We start from the raw sequence: 18,092 nt of genomic DNA, 5'->3' as shown, positions 1-18,092 counted from the left end.
TGTTCAGGTCCGGCAGACACTCTGCAATACTTCACCACTGACGCAGTATATGAATTAAAGCGCTGTCAACATCGCTAAAAATCTGCCCTGGCCGCAACCGGTCTGACGATATGATGTATCGCCCAGACACCCTTCATAACAGAATCCCCCTTTATAATGAAAGCCAGCCACGACTCGCCCGCTTGAATCTCGTTCCAGGCTTATTTCGTTGTCGAGGGTTTATTCGCCGCACTACGGAAATACAATACTGCTCAGCAAAATGCATAACGTTTATCAGGATATGACAGGACGAAGGAAATGGTGTGCGCCGTTTTGGTTCAACCTGTTTTAATGACTGTGCTGTTGGAGCCCTGAGCATAACCTGATCTACTGAATGATCGTTTAAACCGTTGCCAGAACGGGCTGCCGTGAATACATGCTTCAGTTGCGGAGAAAAGTGAACACAGGAAATTAATCATGACCAGCATCATTTTATTATTACTGCTCATTCTCATCTTGCTTCTGATTCAGGAAGTGCTTGATGAGCGTTATTCACCTCATTATGAAAGTGAGGATTACGATTAAACCTTCGTATTTCTGTCATGGCTTTCAACCTGAACGCTTATAATCGTTCATGACCACCCGACCTGTTTACACCGTTATCGTTTCTGGATCAGCCCAGTTATAAACCGCAAAGACCAGCCGGATATCGCCAGCTACGCTCCCATACCTACGGTGCATATTGTCAATAAAATACGATTTAAGCGAGTCGGGCAAGCTGGCAGCGCGATAGCGAAGTATTGTCGTATGCCAGAATTCAGGCGGAGTCGTTTTTCCACTGTGCCTTTCGAGCAGTAAATCCCGCCACGTCGCTGATGACATCAACGCATTCCAGAACGCAGCTCTCTGCGCGACTGCGCTGCCGTCAGGAAAACCTGCCAGCAACAGCTGATCGGGAAGCGCGACCAAACGCAATCCCTCTACCCTGAGTGATGAATCCGTTACGCACTGGCGGAAGGTGCCAGTCACTTCGCTTATCATCGGGATTTGCTGGCGCTCGTGATAACGGGCGGGCGTAAGCGGCAGGAAGGTGACATGAAAGTTTTTTGCCTGCATAACATCTGCAAGTGGGTCATCGCGGGTTAAACGGCGGATGTCGTCAAGAAGAGCAAGGATGTCGGGATTCAGATCAGGCAAAATGCCACAGCTCAGCGCTTTAAGCCCGTCAGGGTAAAAGAATTTTTCAGCATGGTGATGCGCTTGCCTGTTTTCCTGTTGCCACAGCCGCAGGGTTTCACTGTTTCGGTCTGCATAGAGAGCGTCAAAATAAGCCGCCTTTTTCACCTTCTCTCCTGAATGTCCCTGAACGATGTGTCCACAGCATAGCCAGACGAGCGGGGAAATACAGCACTTTCTACAGCGGATATATTCCGGCCCACTTCACGCAGGTGGGCCGGCAGACTTAATCTGGCTGTTTATCGCCGGATTCAGGCGCGTGGGTTACATCATCTTCCGCGCCGTCGGTGCCGCCTTGTGACGGGCTTTTTTTCCCCGGTTGATAATCCGGATGATCACCCTCTACTGGTCTTTCTGTCATACAGGCCTCTCTGGTTAGCAAACCGAACACTAAGTCTGGTTCACAAAAAGCGGGTAAGCACAGCGGCTTCCCATCTTGGGATGGCGCTGCACGTATCCGCTTTCACAAAAGCATTGATATCACGCACTTTTTTTTCGCTACATTGACTTAGCGAAAATACCGACCAGACTTATCAGGCGAGCTGTTTTTTAAGTGTGTTAATCACGAGGGAAAGAGATGAAAAGCATTTTGAGCGGTCTGTTAATTGTTTCCAGCCTTTTAATGATGTCAGGTTGTCAGCAGGACAGCAGCGCCGTCGGCAACGATGGTCGCCCGCATGCGCCAAGCGGTCAGTCAGTGCCTGGCGGTCCACTGGGTAAAGGGCCGGTTGGCCAGCCGCAGGCATAAAAAATCCGGCCATATGCCGGTTTTTTTATGCCTGCGCAGAAGCCCACCTGTGGCTTGAACTTTATGTACGTAACCATCATCCGCGACATTACTCCCGCGCAGTATTTAACGGCAATGGTCATATTGCTGCGTGCTGTAACAATTGCACAATGTGGACTCACACCGCGTTTAAAGGTATCGTCACACCGGATACGGAATATAATCCCCGTCATATCTGTGGCACACGATAACGAAAGCATTTTCAGGCAATATAAGACCTGGCGCGAACACGGTATCTCAATACATGATTATTTCAGTAACGCGCAACGGACTGACAACGCCCACGGCAGTCCGCTTTAACGTCAACCTCTCCTGCCCTACTGAATGGACGACGACAGCCGGAAAACCGGTCTGTATTCCGCCATGTCCTCAAACACGCAAAACGCCGGTGCATTCAGTTCAATGATCGGAGAAACCCGCATAAGCTTTTCCAGATAAACCGCTCTTAACCTCTGAAGGAGGCGGCACTCCTCGGCGACCGGCGGGTTAATCAGATATGACACACTGATATGAAACTCGTAAACATCATGATTATGTCGCCTGCAGCGCAGGACATGACTGAGACGATCTCTCAGCCCGCGAATTTTTATTTCTTCCGCCTGATTCATTGGCGCCAACGAGATCGAGACGCCGCGCTTTAATACAACAGCCCCAATCCGCATTTTTACGGGAAATTCAGTTACGCTAAAGTCGGTCAGCTTTTGGGCAAATAACCGATCGCACGCCGACATGGGCGCATCGAGGCTCAGGTCTGCGGGCCAGGCCGGCAAATAACGCGCCCTGTCATTCGCACCATTAAAGACGGTCATGTGGTAGCTCGCCGACGGCAGAAAGGTATAACACCGTGCCAGTCCTTCCGCCTTCATGGCCTCCACCATCTCAGAGATCACGCTAACGATTTCGCTGCCCTGATCCAGCTGGCAAATGAGCGTGTTACCTCTGAAAGGCAAATATGCACCATCAGCCGCAAATTTTTCACCGATAGCATTCTCTTTCCAGCCGTCGTACTCAAGCACTTCTGACATAGCTTCTGCCCTAATCAATGGATAAATGCCTGCGTTTGAGGCGCGCGTGCTTCGCACAACAAAAGACAGCGCCGCACAACATGATCGTCCACGCCTGAAAAGTGTGGCCTCACGGGCTTATGACAATAATGCCGAAACATGACCGTTTTTATTGCGCTGCCCGAAGCAGGCAACGAACGCCGTCGTGCAAGGTGGCTGCATATCAGCAGCGGAAAGGGGCGCGCAAAGACTGTTAAAATTTTATGTCTCTTTACCCTGCTGCGCCTGACAGACTGGCCGGGCAGACGTTGCATTCCTGTGCTGGCTACCCACGTCGCACGCGCGGGCGATGAAGTTTCATTCTGCAACAAATTTCACACCATTTACCGCTTATGCCCGGAAGGCTTTTGCCGAAAACATCATGGGCCATATAAAATCTTAACTGGGGTGAAAAATGAAAGTATCGACGCGATTATCTGCTGGATTTGCTTTTTTAATGTTGTTTTTCGTCATTAGCTCTGGGGTTGCACTGAATCATCTGCTTGAAGCCCGAAAAAATATCAACGAAATCGTCAACACTAATCTGAAAAAAGTCACGCTGGCGAATGATGCGGGAACGGCCCTGCGAAATATGCTGGTCGAAGTCAGGAATATGGCCCTGTTTTCTGATCCCAAAGCCATCGAGAATGAATGGGGCCGTTTCGAGGGCCAGAAGGCCGTTTATACACAAAAGCGCGCTGAACTGGCCTCGCTGATTGAAATCAACAAAAACCCCGAAGAGCTCGGCCTGCTTAAAAAAGTGCAGGAAAATGAAAACGCCGCGCTTACCACCCTGGCGACAGCGGCCACAATGGGCAGACAGCGGCAACTGACCGGACTGGCGGACTATCTGACCAATGTTGTCCGCCCGCCCCAGCAAATCCTTATTGGCAGCCTTAATGAACTGACCGAGATGCAGCGGGCCTTTGCAGAGCAAACGGCAGAGAAGAGCAATGACTCTGTCAGCCGCATCATTAAGATCTTTATTTTTCTGGTTCTGGCGTCCCTGATTTCTGGCGCCGTGATCTGTGTATTAATGAGCAGGAAACTGATGGCGCAGTTGGGTGGAGAGCCGGCTCAGGCCCAGCAGCTGGCCGCCGCGATTGCGGCGGGTGATCTGACTACGTCCGTTACGTTACGCCGCCACGACAGGAGCAGTCTGCTCGCTTCTCTGGATACCATGCAGGCAAACCTGCGCGGCCTGGTGTCGCAGATTAAACATGCCTCCACTACTGTTGCTCAGGCCGCCGATGAAATTTCCCAGGGCAATACCGAACTGTCCTCACGCACCGAGCAGCAGGCCGCCGCGCTGCAGGAAACTGCCGCCAGCATGGAGCAACTCACAGCCACGGTGAAAAGCAACAGCGCTGGTGCGCAGCAGACGGCTGAATCCGCGCGCGAAACCGCCCGACTTGCCCGTTCCGGCGAAACGGATATGAATCGCATGTCGGATACCATGAACGCGATTGCCATCAGCGCGACCAAAGTGCGGGACATCACCGCGGTAATCGAAAGCATTGCTTTTCAGACCAATATTCTGGCGCTCAACGCGGCAGTGGAAGCGGCACGCGCCGGAGAAGGCGGACGCGGTTTTGCCGTGGTGGCGGGCGAAGTCCGAACGCTGGCGCAGCGCAGCGCTACCGCAGCCCGCGATATCAAAACGTTAATTGAACAGGCCGTAAGCCAGGTTGAAAGCGGTGTTGCAGTGGCGTCAGGCACGGGCGAAAGCATCATGAAGATTGTCGGCATGGTCGGAGAGCTTGCCAGCGCAATGGACAACCTGTCGCTGGCCTCTTCAGAACAAATGCAGGGTATTTCTCAGGTCAGCGTGGCGGTCAGCCAGATGGACAGCGTGACGCAGAATAACGCAGCACTGGTAGAAGAGTCTTCTTCCGCGTCACAGTCACTGTCAGTTCAGGCCCATGCGCTTCGGGGCATGGTGGAAACCTTCCGGGTCTGATTATCATGGCGCGGCGAGACGGTTTTTCGCCTGAGGGCAGCAATCCGCCCTCTTTATCGTATCACCACCAGCCCGGATGCCGGGCTTTTTTCATTTGTATAAACATCGCACTGACCAACAGTGAATATCGGACATGCTGTTATGGTTTTCAGTATGTGCGGGACCGGGCTGCCACCTTCGCTATCTTCATGTCGCTTACATTCGCCGGGGTCGATGAGCGACCCCGGACATTTTCGTCGTGCTGAGAACATCAGACACAAAGACTACGTTACTTAACCAGATACAGGTCTTTGGTATAGTAGAAACGCAGATGCGACGGCGCGTAGCCGCCTACTTTTGGACTGACCATCTGATTCAGAGCGCCGTAAAAGACCGGAATGACTGGCGTATCATTAGCAATAATATCGCTGGCTTTTTGATAATCCCGGGTCACGGCATCCAGGCTGGTATCCATGCCTGCGGCTTTTACAGCGGCATCAAAGGCCGGGCTGGCATAACCCGCCGTATTTTGACTGTCGCCGGTACGATAGGTGTTAAGGAAGGTGGACGGTTCGCTGTAATCGGCGCCCCAGGTATAGCGCACCAGATCAAACTGCCCCTGATGCATATTATCCACCATGGTTTTCCACTCCTGGTTTTGCAGAGTGACCCGGGCGCCCAGCACTTTCCCCCACATCGACGCTGCAGCGATCGCGATACGTTGATTATCCTGATTGGTGTTGTAGAGCAGAGTAAAAGTTAAAGGATGGCTGGCGGAATAACCGGCTTCACTGAGCAGCGCTTGGGCTTTTTTCACCCGTTGTTCCTGCGTCCAGCCCGCCCATGCTGGTGCCTTGAGCGTCACCTCCCCCATAGATAAGGGCAGCATAGCCCAGGCCGGTTGCTGGCCCATACCGATGACTTTATCAGCAATAATGGTTTTATCCAGCGCCAGGTTGAGCGCCTGCCGCACACGCACATCCGTAAAGGGCGGCTTGCGGTTATTGATTTGGAAATAGAACACGCTGTATATCGGTGTACTGCGCACCTCTTTTGGCCGTTCTTTTTTCATACGAGAAAAGTCAACGGCTGGAATGTTGTCCGTGATGGTAATGCCGCCCGCAAGATAGCGATTAAGTTCCGCAGACAGATCGTGGATGGGTAAAAAAGTGACCTTATTAATTACCGTATGTGCGTTATCCCAATAGCGATCGTTACGGACAAGCGTAATTTTTTCATTTACCACCCACTGGTCCAGCTTAAACGCTCCGCTGCTGACCATATTGCCGGGTCGTGACCAGGCCTCTCCAAACCTTTTGACATTATTTGCGCTAATCGGGAACAGGGAAGGATGAGCGACAAACTGCAAAAAATACGACACCGGCTGATCGAGTGTGACCTGAACGGTATGGTCGTCCAGTGCCTTAACTCCCAAACTGTCAGTCGGGCTTTTTCCGCTCGTCACCGCATCCGCATTGAGGATGTGGGCATAGCTGGCAAAAGAGGCATAAGGCGAAGCCGTTTTGGGATCGGTGAGACGACGCCAGCTAAATACGACGTCCTGTGCGGTCAGCGGCGAACCATCGGACCAGGTCAGATCCGGGCGAAGGTGAAAGGTCCAGACTTTGTTATCCGCTGTTTCCCATGAGACTGCCAGCCCGGGCACCACCTTACCGTCGGGCATAGTCTGCACCAGTCCTTCAAACAGGTCATAAAGGATCGCAAAGGCGTCATTCGTTTCCGCTTTTTCAACATCCAGAGTGGGAGGTTCGTCACCGTTACCGCGCACGATTTCCTGTAAGGGAGCCAGCGTCACCCCGGCTGGCACGTTTGCCCCTATGGCGGGAAAGGAAGATAGCAGCCCTGTAAAAATAACCGGCCCACATAAACGGATAGCATATGAACGGCTTACTGGCATTCGTCTGACTCCTGTTGGATAAATTATTATGCGACTTTGCGCCAGCACTGCTGCAATTTATGGGCCAGAGGCGAGACGCTGTACTGCGCCAGTCTGCCAAAGGTCAGGTGGTAAAAAGCGTTATCACTGCACAGTTTTGATGCAAAACGACAAACGGGCTGTGCCGTTTGCCCCGTTGCGATTAACAGAACTTTTACGCTATGCCATCAACCCTTTTTCACCCGCTTCACACCTCGACACAGCCAAATTGATAGAGTAATGGGATATCAATCTGGAGCCTGTATGAAAAAAGTCATCCTGTTAGTGATTGCGTTAGCCAGCGTCTCGGCGCTGTCGGGCTGTGTCTGGCCGTTCTGGGGACCGGGCGGTGGCGGCCCAGGGCATATGGGACCGGGCGGCGGACCCGGTGGTGGTCCGGGCGGTGGCCCGCACGGCTAAAGAACCCAGGACGGTCTCTTCATGAAGCCGTCCTGCTTCCCTAATCAAAATCATTCTGGCATTCACACCTGTGTTGCCAGATGCGCGCGACAACTGCGAAATACTGCACTGGAACTTAAATTGACAACTCAGCGTATGACACGATCCGCTGGCAGACGAGGTGCGCCGGCCAATAACACGCTGGGCTTACTGATCATCCTGACCGATCGCCTTGGCCGTACGCGGCGCGGACATTTTAATACGCGCGCTAATCTGCTATGACGGGATCCGCCCGGCAATCTCATTCACCTTACCCTGCCAGGAGAACAGCAGCTCACGTGGCTGCATCACAGCTCCCGCCACGTCAACACCATTCGCTTTAATCAGTAACTGGTCAGTGAATTTACCCGTTATCGCCTGCCTCGGGAAATCTGCCACAGTCAGGAAGTGCGTGAGAATGTACGGCATGACGACCGCCCGGGCAGACGCACCTTACATCACGATGAGCCTGAATTGGGTTGTTTTTTTGCTCCTCAGAGAAATCCATCTGTATTTCTGTGAAGAGTAATAAAGCATGATAATCTTGATTTTTATTGCAAATAAAATTTCCTGAAAATTGAAATTATATATTCTACAGATGAAAGGTGTGATTAAAAAACAAAGCCAGCCACCAGGCTGGCTTTGCTATTTTTAAAAGTATAAATAAAATGCCTGAATTTTTTTAGCAGGTAAGCTGAAGCCTGCAGAGTAATCGTTTACTTCATCATACAATCCGTTACTGATATCCATCTCAATTAAAGTCATCAATTAAAAAAGATAAAACCAGCACTAATTAAAATAAACCCCCGCACTAATAAAACAACCGCATTACAAAATAAAAGTTAATATCACACCCGGGACAAAAAACACGTGCCGAAATCAGTAAAATAGATGATTAACAATAAATCATTAAGCTGTTAAGAATGAAATCAACTCCCTCTCAATGCCATTTTCTATGTCTTTTTTTACAGTATATACTTATTTTCCCACCAGACTTATGATTGTAAGGTGCCATGTGGACACGGTGGAGGTCGATATGAGAAATTTCGGTTTCGTCGTAATAGGTCTGGTTGGTTTTGCTGCATTCAGCGTTGCTTTTTGTGCCCTTTGCCTGACGACATCCGGTGTCATCCATTAGCTGCGCGGGAAATCCACGATATGGCCATTCGTGGCCATTTTGGTCAATATCATAACGCCCTCTACCGGCTCTGCCTTATCTCTTCGTTGCAGAGTCACAGCGCTAAGCGGTATCTGAACGTGCAACGACCTGAAAATTTTAACGGAAGGCCTGCGATGTTCAGGTCAGCGATCTTTGCCCTGCGTCTGACTTCTGCTAACTTTGTTATGAAAACGTTAACTTCAGACAAGGCAAGCTATGAATCAGTATGACAACCTCTGGAATGCTATCGAAACGCGCGTTAAGCAGAACAATGATGCCTCAACGCTGGATATGAGCCATTCCGATAATCTGATGGTTAACCAGGTGAAACAACGCACCGCGCAGATATTTATTCTTGAAATCATTTTGGATAAACATCGTAAACAATTTGGCACGCGTTATTTCCCGCTATCCGGCGAAGAAGCGCTTTATCATTTGATCTTTACGCGCACGAACTGGTTACCGGCACAAATCAGAACCCTTTCACTTTCTGATGCACTTTTTGTTATCGCAGAACTGTTTCGCGATGGCAATCTACAGGAGGGCGTCAGAAACTTTCTGGGCACGCAGGGACTGCGAAATGTCTCTTATCCCCTTGATGAGTTTTCAGACAGAGACTGGGCACCTAAGGAAAACGAGGTACATCTGTCCCTTCCCTGAGACAAACGTAACAGGATGCCGTAGGTGATATCACTGTGCCTGTGAGACTATCCCAGGCACCGTTGGTGCTAAAGAAAAAATGTCCTGGCCATCAAGCCGATAAAGTTGATAACTTTCTTCTTTATCTGCTGGTCTTTCACCCTGCCAGACAAGCGTGCCATCCACAAATTCCTGCGGGTGCTTTTTATCGTGCTGTACCAGAAGCCAGTGACAGCGAAAGGCACCTCTGTGCTTTCCTTCCCTTAGCGTGACTAAGCCGTCGTAATACTCCAGTAACGCGCGCTGTGGCTCGCCAAGGTGCCGACTGGCTACGCACTCATCTTTAGGCAGCCAGGCTCGCATCGGGATAAAGACGTCTGAATAACGCTTCGTATAATCCAGATAAGGCATGCCGAGCGTCATGGCCAACACCCAGCACAGGGTTATACAACTAGTGAAGATATATAAGGGGCTTTGTCGCGCTGCCCGATGGAAAAACACGATGCCACTCATCATCAGGGTAACCAGCAGTGCCACGCTAAACATAAGCGGATGGAACTCAGGCATAAATCCAGGTGCGCCTGGCGCCACCCACTTATTCCATAACGGGACAGGCCAACCGGTTATCAGTATGATCCCCGCGCCCCACATCACCGCAGGAAGCAGACAAAACAGGCCCAGAGACCAGGGCCGCAATTTTTCAGCCCACTCCGCTTTTCGTTGACACGCCCCCGCCGCTAATATTGCCAGTGGCAGCAACAACGGCATGGCATAGAGTTCGCGTGCATCTGCGGCGGCAGACAATGTAGCAAACCCCGCCACAAAAAACGTCAACAGGACTTTGACTGCCGGGCTAATGCCGTTTGCCCCGCAGCGCCATAACCACCATACCGCCATAGGAAGCGCTGGAAATGCATACCACGGAAGCAATTTAAGATAAAAGAACGGCTTCGCTTTCGGACCCAGTCTGGCGGTACCGTCAAATCGGCCAAAGTTATTCACCATAAGCCAGGTTGAAAACAGTTTTTCTGAACGCATCCAGAGCGCGTAAAGCCAGGGCGCGACCAGCGGGCAAAAAACCAAAAAAGAAATGGCACAAAAGATGACGTAGCGCCTGTTGCGAAATTCAGTATTGAGCAACGGCAACCCCATCGCCGTTACTCCCAGAATCCCGGGACCCAGCAGCCCCTTTGAGAGAAACATAACGGCAGCGCCCACGCCCAGTACAATTCCGCCAGCAACATGGCGTCGAATCCCCAACACGAAACCATAAATGCCGATGGCGCCGCCCGCCAGCAAAGCCGTATCGGTAATCATCTGGTGCGCCCGAATGGGAAAGCCGACACAGGCAAAGAGAATAAGAACAGCCCAGCGTCCGGCGCCCTTACCCAGTAACTCTCTGGCAGATAGTGCAATAGCGTAACAGGCGATCAGGATGAAGAAGCCCGTAGTCAGACGCGCTGCATCCGGCTCGCCTAATAACGGACTGAACAGCCGAAGGAAAAACGACGCCACCACAAAATAGAGCGGCGGCTTTTCCATGAAAGGCTCACCTGCCAGCGTAGGCACTACCCAGTCACCGGTCTGCGCGATGTGGCGAATTAACCCAAAGGTATAAGCTTCGTCAGGCTTCCAGGGTTCATGTCCTACCAATCCTGGTAATAACCAGCAGCTAAAAATAATAAAGCATAAAAATAAGGGAATTTGCTGCGCAAGAGGAAAGAGGATCGGAATACGCTGCGTGCGAGTATCGCTGCTGTCTGTGGATGTCAGAGGTATAAATGCATCCGGGGCAGCGGCCCGTGTTGCAGGAAAAATAACCTGAAAATGTTTTGTGTTCACGCGTTACTCGCTTGTCTTACCGACTTTTAGAGTAAAAATACGGTGTATAAGATCTATGTCTGTCCGCAAAAATCTTTACAGAAACGGCCCAATAAAGATGCAAAATGTGCTTCTTAAGCAAAATGCTGAATCCCTTTATCCGCTCAGCACTTTTTGAAGTTTATAAGCGCTTATTAGTGCGAGGATTTGAACATCCGGAGCTCCGGGCTTACAAAAAATTCACTGTTAATAAGATAAAGAAGCGGAAGTAAACGAGAAATAAACATTCTGCGCTTTGAGTTTAAACGCTTAGCCCAGACTGACATTGAGGATAAGAACTGATGAGGAGCCACCACCAAATCTAAAAAGATGAATGTAAAGAACGGAATAATGACTTATGGGTCCGGTTCAATTACGGGATCTGATCATGATAGATGTTTTAAACGCGTCACTAAAGCAGAAGCATCTGGCATAGTGTTTCCGTTTAAAGAAAGCACGAAATGCACGAAATGTTCCCGTCAATAAGTCAGCTGAGGCACCATTAAATCACCTATTATTCGGACCTAAAGACGAACGTCTCTAAGTGCCCTTTGCCGCAATACGATCACAGGATCTAACGCCTTTCTGAAAAGGTGCAGATATGAGCCAGAGCGAGGCAAGTCGCCCATTGACTAAGAAGCATTATGAGACGCTTAAACGAAAAAAGCCCTGTAACGAGCAGGGCTGATAACCATTCAAAAAAATTTATCTATTTCTTATAAAAAGTGTATGATGAGCGCGGAGTATTCCCTGGTGTTGGCTGTGTTAGCCACCCTCACATCAACCCTTGAGGTTTCCGAGGCCACTGGTGGTGTGGGGGTTTCTTTTTTAAATCATAAATTATATTGAACCTTAACCTCCTTCATAACAACTAGACTTTAGATCAAAAAAAACTATACTAAAGGATAGCAAAGGGAGCGTTATCACTTTGTAATCAGATGCATAAGCGAGAACCCTCTCAAGCTAACTTCGGATTGCGCTTGAGTTTTTTGTTCATCACCTTTAATTAACCACACAAACACCTGAGCAGCATTATGCTCTGCAAGCACGTCGTTTCCAAACGCCTTCAGACTGATTCCCTGCCCCGGAAAGAATAAAACCATCAGAAAAATTGATACTAACCGAGTATGCTGCGCTGTAAGCTGAGCCGATCTGCCCTTCCACGTACAGCACCTGGTGCCAGTTCACCCCTTCTCCTGGTTTCACTGAATTCTCTTCCGCCGGACCCACGTATGTTTTACATCGTCGTATAATTGTCATCATCCTGTGATAGGTTCTCTGAGGGGTTATACACGCTCTTCTTAAACGCACTGGAGTTGTTACATGAAAACGACAAAAGCCCACTCTTTAGAACAGGCTAATGAATTACTGTCCAAAGGACTGGCTAAGAATGTTGAGTTGTGTTTTGAATTGACCACGGATGAGTTTTTCAGATTCACCGATCACTGGTGTGATAAAGGGGCAAAAATTCTAAAAAAAGAACACTTTGTCGTTAAACTGAAGCCTTCCGCTTCGGTCTCCGACCCAGAGTAATTCTGTTCTTTGCCTGCTGACTGCGATCTTAACGATCGAGACGCTAACCGCGTTTTTATACACGCAACGACAGTCAGTAGGTGTTTTTTCACGGCTTGCTTTTTGAATAACGCTGGAAATCCCTCCAGTAAAACCGGGTATAGTGCTGCCTGACCCGTCAAAATCCTTATACATCTCAGTTCAGCGTGCCGGTACAGCCCGTAAGCAGTAGCAGAACGACACAAAGCACCACGTTTATCACTCGCGGAGACATTCTGATTGAAGCGAGTAAATTACGGTCTTTTGATACGTGCTTATTGTGACCCGTTTTAGCGAAACGCTGAGACAGCATTAAAATGTCGAATGGCAGTAACAGCATTGCGGGGGTCAGCTTTGGCCGGTTCTCACTCTTTAATGGCTGCATTACGTTTTTCTCCATACCTAAGGCCTGGCGCCGTTGAAATACGTTCGGCGATGAAAGACCTGATGCCAAAAGTCGCTCTATCTCTGCCCCACAGAAACCGCATAACCGAACGGTCAGAAAGACGCATCCATTTTCGAAATCTTTCAGGTGAACTGCGCCCAGAAACAGTACATATTTTTTTTACCCTTACCTTCAGTCATTAGCTAAAAGCACTGGTCCTTAGTACTGACCCTACGATAGTAATTGTAGGTGATAAAAACTTTCCGCATCGACTACAGATAATAACGATGTGACAATCGTTAAAACCTGATAACGGGTTTATACTTATGAGCAGAAAAATTACCTGTCCGCCTGTTCATTTCTCAACATTTTTTGCTAAGACCAGCATCGAACAGTTCATCATGAGCAGCATGCAACTATGTGCACTGCCGTAGCATTATGATGTTCCCTGTACGGATGAGTATGAGCATGGCCATATGACAATACGATGGCGATAACAGCACTAACAGGGTAAATCGCACTAACGGCACCATAATGTTATTTAACTCCTGTCACAAATCTGATTCATTCAAAGTGAGGTGAATCTTGATAGTGGCGCATTCTCCGTGCTCATCAGCCTGAGTGGATTATCCTTAGCACATCAACAGACGGAAAACCCGGCATAAATTTATCAACCCATTAATTGTATAAGAGTTAGGTTAAATTATTAATTTCCATTTAAAGATAAGCATGGTCCGCTTTAATGTAACATCCTGCTATTAATGACCTGTTTTAGTGGTAATCTTTGGTAGACCAGGTCGCGATCTTCATAATTCACTTTTATAACCACATGAAATATTTATAATTTAACCAAAGCGATATAAAAGACGACAAATAAATTAGCGCTCTGGATACAGAGCGCCTGATGCTATTTACGCTTCAGAGCAACGTTAATTTTGCCACTTTTCGATAATTACGCTTAGAGAGCCAGAATTATCTGCACGTTGCCAGTCCTGTAGATACAAATCAAATCCACCACCTTGTGGAAAAGCATGCATAAGCGATGAAGCCTCAAGCCCATCATCATTCAAGCCATAAAAACTTACAGCGGCTGATTTATCAGAAGTAGTAGTGCGATCGTAGATCATTAAAGCAGCAGATTTAGAACGTGTGTTTCCTGCCTGCCCCGTTGCGTAATCGACGCCGGCTGATTCCGGGTCAATACGAAAACGATACACTCCAGAAGCCACATTAGTTTCATTGTAAAAACTCCCACCGGGAATGGTATTGTTATATCCATCCAAAGTGACGGTTTTATAAGGTTGCCAGCCCGCCATAGCGGAAAACGATGTGACAACAGAAAATGCAACGACTGAGGCTTTTATGAAATTAAACATATATAAATTTCCTTAACAGAGTTAATCAGCGTCTTATATATATCGATGTCTAATTCATTCGTTAAGCTGATAAATTTTACTCATTAAAGGCTAAACAAGATCATCGCTGTAAACTCATTAGTAAAATGAGACATCATGATTTTTCGGACTTTATGTTGGCTAAAAGGAAAAAAAGCATTAGCTAAGATGAGAGCAAAAATCAGATTAGTACGCGTTAATGGTGCAGATATGAAAAATTCTTAAAATATCAGTCAAATGACTGCTATTCAGCCTGGCATTAAGCTTATGGACTTGGTTAAATACCTTCAGATGCTCTTTTTACCGTAACAATTTACATTGGCTGTTGCAGGTATGTCTGGGATGCAGAAGTTAGCAGACAGTATGGACTTGTTTATTTAAAATTCCTGTTCCTGCTATTAGCTTATACGGAATGACTTCCAGATACATGCCCTGCTTTCATCATCATTCAAGTTACAGGCCATTGCTCTGAGGCTTACAACGTTAAACTGTGGAGCCGTTAGTTTCATTTATGGGGTTAGCAATCATTGAAACTGAAAACGCCCACCTGGTGTTCCCCCAATCACATGAGAAACAAAAAAGACGACCACGTCAGGAATGGTCCAGTTAAAAAAATTTAACTTGTGATTTTAAAAGGAAAAGTAGACTTTAAGGGATGTAAACAGAAGAGAAAGTGGCGCGCCCTACAGGATTCGAACCTGTGACCTACGGCTTAGAAGGCCGGTGCTCTATCCAGCTGAGCTAAGGGCGCGGAGAGGTTGGGTCGAATTATACGGTTGAACGCTGTTACGTCAACGTTTTTGCCGCGCCGACGCGGTGAGTGCCCAGGTAATGACCAATTTTCGCTAATGTTTGTCTCGCCAGGCGCTCAGCGACACCAGGTTATTCACCTCAGCAGTTTCACCTTCCAGCTCAACGCCTTGCTGAGTCACGCGCGTATTATACTGCTCGCGTAGCGCATTAAGCTCATGACTATCCGGTTCCAGCTGGCGCAAAAAGCCCAACGCCAGCAACAACTGCTGGCGGGAAATCGTCGCGGTAAAGCCTGCCCGGCTGAGTGCGCCGTGCCAGCGCCAGAGATTTTCATCGCTGCCATCGACAATCAACACCTGCCAGATAACCAGCACTGCCGCACCATTATTCAGATGTGCTTCATTATCACCGCTGATGTAGTCGGTAAACTCTTTTGCCGCCTCCTTTCCCATCAGGGAAAGCATGGATTCGATGTGAACCGGCGGGAGTTGTAGACGCTTACTGAGCGCCTGCGCGGCATGGCGTGAACCGGCGGTCAGCAGCTGGAAGCCTATAACAAACACGACAACTAAAGTGGCGATTATTAACCAAATCATTACGTCTTCCCTTCATTTCTCTGTCTGGCATCATAAGCGTTAACCCATACTTTCGTCACGGCGAAATGTCGGTAACCACACTGTGGTCAGAATCTCTACCTGACAGCCGGACGTGCTTCTGACAAAATAGGCGCCATTCCCGATTCAAACTCAACACAGTGGATTTACGCTCTGATGGCAGCAAAAATTATTGACGGTAAAACGATTGCGCAGCAGGTACGGCTTGAGGTTGCAGAAAAAGTGAAACAACGCCTGGCCGCCGGTAAACGTGCACCAGGTCTGGCCGTAGTTTTGGTAGGTGAGAACCCTGCCTCACAGATTTATGTCGGCAGCAAACGCCGCGCCTGTGAAGAAGTCGGCTTTATCTCCCGCTCTTACGATCTGCCCGACACCACCAGTGAAGCGGAATTGCTGCAGCTGATTGACACTCTGAACAGCGACAACACGATCGATGGCATTCTGGTGCAACTGCCTTTGCCAGCCGGCATTGATAACGTCAAAGTGCTTGAGCGCATCACGCCCGATAAAGATGTTGATGGTTTCCATCCCTATAACGTTGGTCGCCTGTGCCAGCGTGCGCCAAAACTGCGCCCGTGCACCCCGCGCGGCATTGTGACACTGCTGGAGCGCTACAACATTGATGCTTACGGGCTCAATGCGGTGGTTGTCGGTGCATCAAACATTGTGGGCCGTCCCATGAGCATGGAACTGCTGTTAGCCGGCTGCACAACCACCGTCACGCACCGTTTTACCCGCGATCTGCGCCACCATGTTGAACACGCCGATCTGCTGATTGTCGCGGTCGGTAAACCCCATTTTATTCCGGGCGACTGGATTAAACCGGGCGCAATCGTCATCGATGTCGGTATTAACCGTCTTGAAAGCGGCAAAGTGGTCGGGGATGTGGATTATGAGGCTGCCTTTGAACGTGCTTCTTATATCACCCCGGTTCCGGGTGGCGTAGGGCCAATGACCGTGGCGACACTTATTCAAAATACCTTGCAGGCATGCGAAGCGTTTCATGATGGGGAGCAGGCATAATGGCTACGTTTTCTTTGGGCAAATTTCCCCACGTTGATCTCTGCGATCTGCTGAAACTTGAAGGCTGGGTAGAAAGCGGTGCACAGGCTAAAGTGGCGATCGGTGACGGCGAGGTGCGGGTCGACGGCGAAGTCGAAACCCGTAAGCGCTGCAAAATCTTTCAGGGGCAAACGGTCGAGTTTGCCGGGCAGCGCGTTACCGTTGTTGCCTGATCCGCTGGTGCCCCAGGCGGGGCACCTTAAATCCGCGCCTCTCCCACTATCCGCGTCTCACCGTTAACCAGCTCCAGCGCAATGTGACTGACCTCTGCATGTTGTGCAATCAGCGTCGCCAGCCGGGGCGAATGGCTGGTGATCCATAACTGACTGAACTGACTGGCCTCGGCAATCAGGGCGGCAAGGGCAGGCAGTAAATCCTCATGCAGGCTGTTTTCAGGCTCGTTCAGCGCCATAAAGGCAGGCGGGCGCGGGCTGAGCAGCGCCACGACCAGGCAGAGGAAGCGCAGCGTACCATCGGAAAATTCGGCGCTTTCCAGCGGGCGCAAAATGCCCTGGCGCTGCATCAGCATCTGAAAACGTCCGTTCTGCACATCCACCTGAAACTCAGTGTCCGGGAAGGCTGTTTTCATCACTTTATACAACAGTTCATGATGCCCACGTTCCACTATCGTTGCCCATGCTGCGGCGAGATTACTGCCATCATGGGCCAGAACGGGTGCGCGCACGCCAATCTGCGGCGAACGAATCGGTGAACCTGGCCAGACGGCAAACTCATGATAAAAGCGCCATGCTTTCAGGCGTTCACGCATCCGGGAAAGTTCTGGATAGCGGTGCGGCTCCCCCAGTTGTCCAAACAGGGATTCTTCAGGATGCAGTACGCCAGCATAACTGACGCGCTCTCCGTCGATGTTATGCAGAAAGGCGGTCTGATTAGTGCGCTGCATAATGCAGGAAGACGGTCGGCGCTGCTGGCCACTCAGCCAGATGCGTTCTTCTTTAACCAGCGGATCCAGGTTAAACAGGCTGGTTGATAGCGGTTCAGGAAAACCGGTTTCCAGCTGGTAATCCATATCATCCATCGTCACGGCCAGGATGAGCCGCTTAGGATCATGTCGGCGGTCGCCACGGCGCAATCCGCCCGCCCACATCACTTTTTGCACCCCACCCTCTTCGGCCAGCGCCAGAGCAAGCCGTCCGTTAGCCGCCTCGTGCAGCAGCCGCACCGCTTTATAAAGATTGGATTTACCACAGCCGTTGGGACCGCTCACTACGTTGAGCGGGTGCAGCGGAAGCGTGAGATCGCGTACCGAACGGAAACCGCGAATGTGAATCTGCTTTATCGTCATCGACAAAAAAG

The 18,092-nt window shown here is 49.7% G+C and carries 17 protein-coding genes and 1 tRNA gene; 8 read left to right on the top strand and 10 right to left on the bottom strand.

Annotation, left to right across the window (positions count from 1 at the left end; all coding sequences use genetic code 11):
• Positions 1 to 630: 630 nt before the first annotated feature.
• The gene (locus C7434_RS01240; RefSeq protein WP_243835871.1) at positions 631 to 1,323 is read right to left on the bottom strand and encodes a hypothetical protein; all 693 of its coding nucleotides are present in this window, start codon (positions 1,321 to 1,323) and stop codon (positions 631 to 633) included.
• A 118-nt stretch (positions 1,324 to 1,441) separates the two neighbouring features.
• The gene (locus tag C7434_RS22300; protein ID WP_255421286.1) at positions 1,442 to 1,576 is read right to left on the bottom strand and encodes a hypothetical protein; all 135 of its coding nucleotides are present in this window, start codon (positions 1,574 to 1,576) and stop codon (positions 1,442 to 1,444) included.
• Between the two features lie 216 nt (positions 1,577 to 1,792).
• Here C7434_RS22300 and C7434_RS21890 point away from each other — a divergent pair, with 216 nt between their 5' ends.
• Positions 1,793 to 1,963, top strand: a complete 171-nt coding sequence (locus C7434_RS21890) for a hypothetical protein (protein WP_033738761.1) — start codon at positions 1,793 to 1,795, stop codon at positions 1,961 to 1,963.
• A gap of 356 nt (positions 1,964 to 2,319) precedes the next feature.
• Here the strand turns inward: C7434_RS21890 and C7434_RS01235 are convergent, their stop codons facing one another.
• Positions 2,320 to 3,027, bottom strand: a complete 708-nt coding sequence (locus tag C7434_RS01235) for a DUF1868 domain-containing protein (RefSeq protein WP_133745069.1) — start codon at positions 3,025 to 3,027, stop codon at positions 2,320 to 2,322.
• A gap of 138 nt (positions 3,028 to 3,165) precedes the next feature.
• Between C7434_RS01235 and C7434_RS21885 the strand changes: the two genes are divergently transcribed.
• Positions 3,166 to 3,522, top strand: coding sequence for a hypothetical protein (locus tag C7434_RS21885; protein WP_166649041.1), 357 nt, complete (start codon positions 3,166 to 3,168; stop codon positions 3,520 to 3,522).
• Complete coding sequence (locus tag C7434_RS01230; RefSeq protein WP_033738753.1) at positions 3,461 to 5,005, top strand: methyl-accepting chemotaxis protein; 1,545 nt, start codon at positions 3,461 to 3,463, stop codon at positions 5,003 to 5,005. Before C7434_RS21885 ends, C7434_RS01230 begins: the two co-directional genes overlap by 62 nt.
• Before the next feature lie 268 nt (positions 5,006 to 5,273).
• Here the strand turns inward: C7434_RS01230 and C7434_RS01225 are convergent, their stop codons facing one another.
• Entirely contained in the window at positions 5,274 to 6,902 is a 1,629-nt protein-coding gene (locus C7434_RS01225; protein WP_133745068.1) for an ABC transporter substrate-binding protein, read from the bottom strand.
• Between the two features lie 282 nt (positions 6,903 to 7,184).
• Between C7434_RS01225 and C7434_RS21880 the strand changes: the two genes are divergently transcribed.
• The gene (locus C7434_RS21880; RefSeq protein WP_164483040.1) at positions 7,185 to 7,340 is read left to right on the top strand and encodes a hypothetical protein; all 156 of its coding nucleotides are present in this window, start codon (positions 7,185 to 7,187) and stop codon (positions 7,338 to 7,340) included.
• Between the two features lie 255 nt (positions 7,341 to 7,595).
• Here the strand turns inward: C7434_RS21880 and C7434_RS22360 are convergent, their stop codons facing one another.
• Positions 7,596 to 7,787: a hypothetical protein gene (locus C7434_RS22360; protein ID WP_033738746.1), complete on the bottom strand. Its 192-nt coding sequence runs from the start codon at positions 7,785 to 7,787 to the stop codon at positions 7,596 to 7,598.
• 946 nt (positions 7,788 to 8,733) lie between these two features.
• On the opposite strand from C7434_RS22360, the gene C7434_RS01215 reads away from it, so the two are divergent.
• Complete coding sequence (locus C7434_RS01215; protein ID WP_039342951.1) at positions 8,734 to 9,177, top strand: hypothetical protein; 444 nt, start codon at positions 8,734 to 8,736, stop codon at positions 9,175 to 9,177.
• A gap of 30 nt (positions 9,178 to 9,207) precedes the next feature.
• Here the strand turns inward: C7434_RS01215 and C7434_RS01210 are convergent, their stop codons facing one another.
• Positions 9,208 to 10,809: a glycosyltransferase family 39 protein gene (locus tag C7434_RS01210; RefSeq protein WP_226374640.1), complete on the bottom strand. Its 1,602-nt coding sequence runs from the start codon at positions 10,807 to 10,809 to the stop codon at positions 9,208 to 9,210.
• Between the two features lie 1,530 nt (positions 10,810 to 12,339).
• On the opposite strand from C7434_RS01210, the gene C7434_RS01205 reads away from it, so the two are divergent.
• A complete protein-coding gene (locus C7434_RS01205) occupies positions 12,340 to 12,549 on the top strand; it encodes a hypothetical protein (protein WP_033738740.1) in 210 nt (69 codons plus the stop codon).
• Between the two features lie 1,332 nt (positions 12,550 to 13,881).
• On the opposite strand, the gene C7434_RS01200 is transcribed toward C7434_RS01205, so the two are convergent.
• From C7434_RS01200 to C7434_RS01190, 3 genes are all read right to left on the bottom strand, one after another.
• A complete protein-coding gene (locus C7434_RS01200) occupies positions 13,882 to 14,328 on the bottom strand; it encodes a hypothetical protein (RefSeq protein WP_133745066.1) in 447 nt (148 codons plus the stop codon).
• Between the two features lie 692 nt (positions 14,329 to 15,020).
• Positions 15,021 to 15,097: transfer RNA gene (locus C7434_RS01195), tRNA-Arg, on the bottom strand.
• A gap of 94 nt (positions 15,098 to 15,191) precedes the next feature.
• Entirely contained in the window at positions 15,192 to 15,695 is a 504-nt protein-coding gene (locus C7434_RS01190) for a DUF1198 family protein (RefSeq protein ID WP_033738736.1), read from the bottom strand.
• A 174-nt stretch (positions 15,696 to 15,869) separates the two neighbouring features.
• On the opposite strand from C7434_RS01190, the gene folD reads away from it, so the two are divergent.
• Positions 15,870 to 16,736, top strand: a complete 867-nt coding sequence (folD, locus tag C7434_RS01185) for a bifunctional methylenetetrahydrofolate dehydrogenase/methenyltetrahydrofolate cyclohydrolase FolD (protein WP_006117852.1) — start codon at positions 15,870 to 15,872, stop codon at positions 16,734 to 16,736.
• Positions 16,736 to 16,948: a ribosome-associated protein YbcJ gene (gene ybcJ, locus C7434_RS01180; protein ID WP_006117853.1), complete on the top strand. Its 213-nt coding sequence runs from the start codon at positions 16,736 to 16,738 to the stop codon at positions 16,946 to 16,948. The genes folD and ybcJ overlap by 1 nt, the downstream gene beginning before the upstream one ends.
• Before the next feature lie 26 nt (positions 16,949 to 16,974).
• Here the strand turns inward: ybcJ and C7434_RS01175 are convergent, their stop codons facing one another.
• Positions 16,975 to 18,081, bottom strand: a complete 1,107-nt coding sequence (locus C7434_RS01175; protein ID WP_033738732.1) for an AAA family ATPase — start codon at positions 18,079 to 18,081, stop codon at positions 16,975 to 16,977.
• Between the last annotated feature and the right edge of the window lie 11 nt (positions 18,082 to 18,092).

The organism is Pantoea sp. PNA 14-12 (assembly GCF_004364735.1).
GTDB lineage: Bacteria > Pseudomonadota > Gammaproteobacteria > Enterobacterales > Enterobacteriaceae > Pantoea > Pantoea stewartii.
The sequence above is the reverse complement of the archived record's forward strand: the minus strand, read 5'-3'. Positions and strand labels throughout refer to the sequence as shown.

Excerpts from the sequence above, each read along its gene's own strand:
- C7434_RS22300 (WP_255421286.1), bottom strand. The coding sequence starts at position 1,576 with ATGACAGAAAGACCAGTAGAGGGTGATCATCCGGATTATCAACCGGGG.
- C7434_RS21890 (WP_033738761.1), top strand. The coding sequence starts at position 1,793 with ATGAAAAGCATTTTGAGCGGTCTGTTAATTGTTTCCAGCCTTTTAATG.
- C7434_RS01235 (WP_133745069.1), bottom strand. The coding sequence starts at position 3,027 with ATGTCAGAAGTGCTTGAGTACGACGGCTGGAAAGAGAATGCTATCGGT.
- C7434_RS21885 (WP_166649041.1), top strand. The coding sequence starts at position 3,166 with ATGACCGTTTTTATTGCGCTGCCCGAAGCAGGCAACGAACGCCGTCGT.
- C7434_RS01230 (WP_033738753.1), top strand. The coding sequence starts at position 3,461 with ATGAAAGTATCGACGCGATTATCTGCTGGATTTGCTTTTTTAATGTTG.
- C7434_RS01225 (WP_133745068.1), bottom strand. The coding sequence starts at position 6,902 with ATGCCAGTAAGCCGTTCATATGCTATCCGTTTATGTGGGCCGGTTATT.
- C7434_RS21880 (WP_164483040.1), top strand. The coding sequence starts at position 7,185 with ATGAAAAAAGTCATCCTGTTAGTGATTGCGTTAGCCAGCGTCTCGGCG.
- C7434_RS22360 (WP_033738746.1), bottom strand. The coding sequence starts at position 7,787 with ATGCCGTACATTCTCACGCACTTCCTGACTGTGGCAGATTTCCCGAGG.
- C7434_RS01215 (WP_039342951.1), top strand. The coding sequence starts at position 8,734 with ATGAATCAGTATGACAACCTCTGGAATGCTATCGAAACGCGCGTTAAG.
- C7434_RS01205 (WP_033738740.1), top strand. The coding sequence starts at position 12,340 with ATGAAAACGACAAAAGCCCACTCTTTAGAACAGGCTAATGAATTACTG.
- C7434_RS01200 (WP_133745066.1), bottom strand. The coding sequence starts at position 14,328 with ATGTTTAATTTCATAAAAGCCTCAGTCGTTGCATTTTCTGTTGTCACA.
- C7434_RS01190 (WP_033738736.1), bottom strand. The coding sequence starts at position 15,695 with ATGATTTGGTTAATAATCGCCACTTTAGTTGTCGTGTTTGTTATAGGC.
- folD (WP_006117852.1), top strand. The coding sequence starts at position 15,870 with ATGGCAGCAAAAATTATTGACGGTAAAACGATTGCGCAGCAGGTACGG.
- ybcJ (WP_006117853.1), top strand. The coding sequence starts at position 16,736 with ATGGCTACGTTTTCTTTGGGCAAATTTCCCCACGTTGATCTCTGCGAT.
- C7434_RS01175 (WP_033738732.1), bottom strand. The coding sequence starts at position 18,081 with ATGACGATAAAGCAGATTCACATTCGCGGTTTCCGTTCGGTACGCGAT.